Source organism: Streptomyces sp. NPDC056527, from assembly GCF_042794475.1.
Taxonomy (GTDB): domain Bacteria; phylum Actinomycetota; class Actinomycetes; order Streptomycetales; family Streptomycetaceae; genus Streptomyces.
Map to the genome: position 1 here is coordinate 16,967 of NZ_JBHTTQ010000114.1, position 6,398 is coordinate 23,364.

The window sequence follows — 6,398 nt, forward strand, 5'->3', positions numbered from 1 at the left end:
TGGGGGGGGGGGCCCGGGGGGCCGTCCGGGGGGGGGGGGGGGGGGGGGGGGGGGGGGGGCCGGGGGGGGGGGGGGGGGGCCCGCCCCGGGGGGCGGGGGTGCCCTGGGGGCCCGCGCCCCCCCCACCCCCGCCGTCACGCCTTGCGGGCCCGCGCCGCCGTCTTCTTGGCGGGCGCGGCCTTCGTCGCGGCGGTCTTCTTCGCGACGGCCTTCTTGGCAGGTGCCTTCTTCGCGGAGCCCGACGCCTTCCGCGCCGCGGGCACCGTCGCGTCGCTGATCCGGTCCGCGCCGAGGATCTCGCGGAGGAACTTGCCGGTGTGGCTCGTCGGGACCGACGCGACCTCCTCCGGCGTGCCCTCGGCGATCACCAGACCGCCACCGCTGCCGCCCTCCGGGCCCATGTCGATGACCCAGTCCGCGGTCTTGATGACATCGAGGTTGTGCTCGATGACGATCACCGAGTTGCCCTTGTCGACCAGACCCGAGAGGACCGTGATCAGCTTCGAGATGTCCTCGAAGTGCAGACCGGTGGTCGGCTCGTCCAGGACGTACACCGTGCGGCCCGTCGACCGCTTCTGGAGCTCGGAGGCGAGCTTCACGCGCTGCGCCTCACCGCCGGAGAGCGTCGGCGCGGACTGGCCGAGCCGGACGTATCCGAGTCCGACCTCGTTGAGTGTGCGCAGATGGCGCGCGATCGTCGGGACGGCCTCGAAGAAGTCCAGGGCCTCCTCGATCGGCATGTCCAGGACCTCGGCGATGGACTTGCCCTTGTAGTGGACCTCCAGGGTCTCCCGGTTGTACCGGGCACCGTGGCAGACCTCGCACGGGACGTACACGTCCGGGAGGAAGTTCATCTCGATCTTGATCGTGCCGTCGCCGGAGCAGTTCTCGCAGCGGCCGCCCTTGACGTTGAAGGAGAACCGGCCCGGCAGATAGCCGCGGACCTTCGCCTCCATCGTCTCGGCGAAGAGCCGGCGGACATGGTCGAAGACTCCCGTGTACGTCGCCGGGTTCGACCGCGGGGTGCGCCCGATCGGCGACTGGTCGACGTGCACGACCTTGTCGACGAGGTCGTCGCCGTCCACGCGCGTGTGCCGCCCGGGCACCGACTTGGCGCCGTTCAGCTCACGCGCCAGGTGGGTGTAGAGGATGTCGTTGACCAGCGTCGACTTGCCCGAGCCGGAGACACCTGTGACGGCGGTGAGCACACCCAGCGGGAAGGAGACGTCGATGTCCCGGAGGTTGTTCTCCCTGGCGCCGTGCACCGTGAGCCGGCGCGTGGGGTCCACGGGGCGGCGGATCTCCGGCATCCCGATGGCCTTGCGGCCCGAGAGGTACTGCCCGGTGATCGACTCCTTGTTGGAGAGCAGCTCCTTCAAGGGGCCGGAGTGGACGACCTTGCCGCCGTGCTCACCGGCGCCCGGGCCGATGTCGACGACCCAGTCGGCGACCTTGATGGTGTCCTCGTCGTGCTCGACGACGATGAGCGTGTTGCCCATGTCCCGCAGCCGGACCAGCGTCTCGATGAGACGGTGGTTGTCGCGCTGGTGGAGGCCGATGGACGGCTCGTCGAGGACGTACAGCACGCCGACCAGGCCGGAGCCGATCTGCGTGGCGAGCCGGATGCGCTGGGCCTCACCGCCGGAGAGCGTACCGGCGGCGCGGTTGAGCGAGAGGTAGTCGAGGCCGACGTCGACGAGGAACCGCAGCCGCTCGTTGACCTCCTTCAGGACCCGCTCGGCGATCTTCTTGTCGCGGGCGTTGAGCTTCAGGCGGCCGAGGAACTCGGCGCACTCGCTGATCGACATCGCCGCGACCTCGGCGATGGACCGCTCCATGACCGTGACGGCGAGGACGATCGGCTTCAGGCGGGTGCCCTCACAGGTGGGGCAGGGCACCTCGCGCATGTACCCCTCGAAGCGCTCACGGCTGGAGTCGCTCTCGGCCTCGCTGTGCCGCCGCTTGACGAAGGAGACGGCGCCTTCGAAGGCCGGGGTGGTGTACGCCCGCTCGCGTCCGTACCGGTTGCGGTAGCGGACCTCGACCTGGGTCTTGTGGCCGTGCATCAGGGCCTTCTTGGCCCGCGCCGGGAGGCCGGCGTACGGCATGTCCGTGCGGAAGCCGAGCGCCTGGGAGAGTCCGCCGATGAGCCGGCCGAAGTACTCCTTGGTGTGGCCGTGCGACCAGGGGTGGATCGCGCCCTCGTCGAGGGACTTGTCCTCGTCGGGGACGATCAGCTCGGGGTCGACCTCCATGCGGGTGCCGATGCCGGTGCAGTCCGGGCAGGCGCCGAAGGGCGAGTTGAAGGAGAAGGAGCGGGGCTCCAGCTCCTCGAAGGAGAGGTCGTCGTACGGGCAGTAGAGGTGCTCCGAGTACATCCGCTCGCGCTCGGGGTCGTCCTCGGCGAGGTCGACGAAGTCGAGCACGACCATGCCGCCGGAGAGCCCGAGGGCCGTCTCGACGGAGTCGGTGAGCCGGCGCTTGGCGCTGTCCTTCACGGTGAGGCGGTCGACGACCACCTCGATCGTGTGCTTCTCCTGCTTCTTCAGGGTCGGCGGTTCGCTGAGCTGGATGGTCTGTCCGTCCACCCGCGCCCGGCTGTAGCCCTTGGTCTGGAGGTCGGCGAAGAGATCGACGAACTCGCCCTTGCGCTCGCGCACCAGCGGCGAGAGGACCTGGAAGCGGCTTCCCTCGGGAAGCTCCAGGACCTTGTCGACGATGGCCTGCGGCGACTGGCGGGAGATGGGCCGGCGGCACTCGGGACAGTGCGGCTTGCCGATGCGCGCGAAGAGCAGGCGGAGGTAGTCGTAGACCTCGGTGATCGTGCCGACCGTCGAGCGCGGGTTGCGCGAGGTCGACTTCTGGTCGATGGAGACGGCGGGCGAGAGACCCTCGATGAAGTCGACGTCCGGCTTGTCCATCTGGCCGAGGAACTGCCGGGCGTACGACGAGAGCGATTCGACGTACCGGCGCTGTCCCTCGGCGAAGATCGTGTCGAACGCGAGGGAGGACTTGCCCGACCCGGACAGCCCGGTGAAGACGATGAGGGAGTCACGCGGGAGGTCGAGCGAGACGTTCTTGAGGTTGTGCTCGCGAGCGCCACGAACGATGAGACGGTCGGCCACGCCGGTCCGCACCTTTCTTGAGAGAGCGGAGGCACAGGGAGTGCGGGTCGCAGATTTGCCTGGATGTGCCTGAGTACCCAACAACCAAGGATGCCGGATGCTTCCGTCGAGCCTATAGCACGCACATTCGATTTCCGGCCTCGCTCTCACCGCTTCACCCGAACGAGTGGCGGCGCTAGGGTCGGCGCCATGATCGACCATGTGCGTGACCTGGCCTCTGTACGCGAAGCGACCGAGCGACTCCTCGACGCAGCCGCCTCCCTGGACAACGCGGCGCTGGCCGAGCCGTCACGGCTTCCCGGCTGGACCCGTGGCCATGTTCTGGCCCACATCGCCCGCAACGCGGACGCCCTGGTGAACGTTCTCCAGGGCCGGCCCATGTACGCGGACGCCGCGACCCGTGACGCCGACATCGAGCGCGACGCCCCGCGCCCGCTCGACGTCCAGCTCGCCGACGTGCGTGAGAGCGGTGAACGCTTCCAGGCCGTGGGCGCCGAGCCCGCCGACTGGGAGCGGACCGTGGAGCTGCGCAACGGCGTCACGGACCGGGCGGCCCGCATCCCCTTCCGCCGCTGGGTCGAGGTGGCCCTGCACCATGTCGACCTGGGTGTCGGCTACGAGCTGGCGGACCTGCCGGACGAGTTCGTCCTGCGGGAGATCGACTTCCTCGCCGACCGCTGGTCGGGACGGGCCGAGGTCCCGCCGGTGACGCTCCGCCTCGGGTACGACGACGACAGTCCGAGCTGGCGGACCGGCGGCGACAAGGGCGACCCCGTCGTCCTCGGGGGCACGGGTGCCGAACTCCTCGGCTGGCTGTCCGGCCGCGGCGACAAGGGCGCCCACCTCGCCGTCCTCACGGGCGGCCACCTCCCGGAGCTCCCGCCGTTGTAGTCCCGGCTGTTGGGCCTCCACCTGCGGGTGGCCGGAGATAGGCTGAGCCCATGACGTACAGCGGAGCGGTGAAGGTCGGCGGACCGGCCGATGTGCACGAACTGACGGACCTGATGATCTCCAAGGTCGCGGTCGGTCCGATGGACAACAACGCGTATCTGCTGCGCTGCCGGGCGACCGGCGAGCAGCTGCTGATCGACGCGGCCAACGATGCCGACACGCTCCTCACGCTGATCGGTGACGACGGCATCGCGTCCGTCGTCACCACCCATCAGCACGGCGACCACTGGCAGGCGCTCGCCGAGGTGGTCGCCGCGACCGGGGCGCGGACGTACGCCGGGGCGTACGACGCCGAGGGCATCCCCGTGCCGACCGACGTGCCGGTGCAGGACGGCGACACGATCAAGGTCGGCCGGGTCGAGATGACCGCGCGCCGGCTGGTCGGACACACGCCGGGCTCGATCGCGTTGATCTACGACGACCCGCACGGCCATCCGCACGTCTTCACCGGCGACTGCCTCTTCCCCGGCGGGGTGGGCAACACCTGGAAGGACCCGAAGGCCTTCGCGAGTCTGATCGACGACGTGGAGACCAAGCTCTTCGCGGTCCTTCCGGACGAGAGCTGGATCTATCCCGGGCACGGCAAGGACACCACGCTCGGTGACGAGCGCCCGCAGCTCCCGACGTGGCACGCACGCGGCTGGTGACGCTCCCCGCACAGCCCTGACCGGCGGGGGCACACGGCCCTGACCGGCGGAGGCGCACGGCACTCGACCGCGCGCTTCCGCACGCCCCCGTAACTCCGGCGGACGCCGGGTAGTTGGCGCGACATGCGCCCCAGTCACTCTCCGCGTCCGGCCAGGACCTCGGATGCCACGGCCCACACGAACGCCGTGGCGTCCCCGGACACCTCGGCAACCTCGACACCCGCCGACCCTCCGGCCGCCGTATCACCAGACGGCACCGCGGCACCGCCCGACTGCTCGGCGGCCCGGGACTCTCCGGGCCCCCCGGCCCCCCGAGGCCCCTCGGACTCCACGGCTCCGCCGGATTCCCCCGCCGCCCCCTCGATGGGACGGCTCGCCGCCGCGTCGCTCGTCGGGACGGCCATCGAGTTCTTCGACTTCTTCGTCTACGGAACCGCCGCCGCGCTCGTCCTCGGGCCGCTGTTCTTTCCGACCTTCTCCCCCGTCGCCGGAACGCTGGCCGCCTTCGGCACCTTCGCCGTCGGGTTCATCTCGCGCCCGCTCGGCTCGGCGCTCTTCGGGCACGTCGGCGACCGGTACGGGCGTCGCCCCGTCATGTTCGCCTCCCTGGTGCTCACGGGCTGTGCCACGGTCGCGGTCGGCCTCGTCCCGACGTACGCGAGCATCGGCATCACCGCCCCCGTCCTGCTGCTCGTGCTGCGCTTCCTGCAGGGGCTCGGCCTGGGTGGCGAGTGGGGCGGGGCCGTCCTGCTCACGGCCGAGCATGCGCCGGAGCGGCGCCGGGCGCTGTGGGCGAGCTTCCCGCAGATCGGGCCGTCGGTGGGCTTCCTGCTCGCGAACGGCGTGATGCTGGCGCTCTCCGCCACGCTGACCGACGCCCAGTTCCGCGAGTGGGGCTGGCGCGTGCCGTTCTGGGCGGCCGGGCTGCTGGCCGTCGGCGGGCTCCTGCTGCGTTCCTCGCTCGCGGAGACTCCGCAGTTCCAGGAGCTCAGCGCGACCGGGCAGCGGGCGAACGCCCCGCTCGCCGAGGTGGTGCGCGACCACTGGCGGCTGGTCCTGCTCACCGCCGGGGCGCTCGCCGTCGGCTATGCGGTGTTCTACACGGTCTCCACCTGGGCCCTCTCCTACGGCACCGAACGCCTGGGGGTCGCCCGCACGACCATGCTGATCTGCATCATGGCGGCGGTGGCGATCAAGGGGGCCACGACACCGCTGGCGGCGATGCTGGGCGACCGGTACGGCCGGCGACCGCTCTGCCTGGCCGGATGCGCGGCATCCGCGCTGTGGATGTTCCCGATGGTCGCTCTGCTGCACACGGGACGGCCGGTGCTGATGTTCCTCGGCTTCCTGGGCGCTCTGCTCGCCTTCATCACGATGTTCGCGGTGGTCGCCGCCTACCTCCCCGAGCTCTACGAGCCGAGGGTGCGGTGCACGGGCGCGGCGGTCGGCTACAACCTGGCGGGCGTGCTGGGCGGGGCCCTGACCCCGATCCTGGCGACGACCCTGGCCGGGGGTTCGGGGCCGCCCTGGGGTGTCGCGGCGTATCTGACGGTGGTGGCGCTGGTGAGCCTGGGGTGCTTCGCGCTGCTCCCGGAGACGCTGCCGGCCCGGACCGAGGCGTCGGAGAAGGTTCCGGCGTAGAAACGCACCGCGGCCGGTGCGGGCGGTGGTGTGC

General features: G+C 71.0%; 4 protein-coding genes. 3 read left to right on the forward strand and 1 reads right to left on the reverse strand.

Annotated elements, in window-relative coordinates:
- Positions 1-134 precede the first annotated feature (134 nt).
- Positions 135-3,125, reverse strand: coding sequence for an excinuclease ABC subunit UvrA (gene uvrA, locus ACFQ7Q_RS32815; protein WP_383561568.1), 2,991 nt, complete (start codon positions 3,123-3,125; stop codon positions 135-137).
- 189 nt (positions 3,126-3,314) lie between these two features.
- On the opposite strand from uvrA, the gene ACFQ7Q_RS32820 reads away from it, so the two are divergent.
- The 3 genes from ACFQ7Q_RS32820 (at position 3,315) to ACFQ7Q_RS32830 (ending at position 6,364) form a co-directional block, all read left to right on the forward strand.
- A complete protein-coding gene (locus ACFQ7Q_RS32820; RefSeq protein ID WP_383561570.1) occupies positions 3,315-4,016 on the forward strand; it encodes a maleylpyruvate isomerase family mycothiol-dependent enzyme in 702 nt (233 codons plus the stop codon).
- A 50-nt stretch (positions 4,017-4,066) separates the two neighbouring features.
- The gene (locus ACFQ7Q_RS32825) at positions 4,067-4,723 is read left to right on the forward strand and encodes an MBL fold metallo-hydrolase (protein WP_383561572.1); all 657 of its coding nucleotides are present in this window, start codon (positions 4,067-4,069) and stop codon (positions 4,721-4,723) included.
- Between the two features lie 363 nt (positions 4,724-5,086).
- On the forward strand, positions 5,087-6,364 hold the full coding sequence (locus tag ACFQ7Q_RS32830) for an MFS transporter (protein WP_383561574.1): 1,278 nt from the start codon (positions 5,087-5,089) through the stop codon (positions 6,362-6,364).
- Positions 6,365-6,398 lie beyond the last annotated feature (34 nt).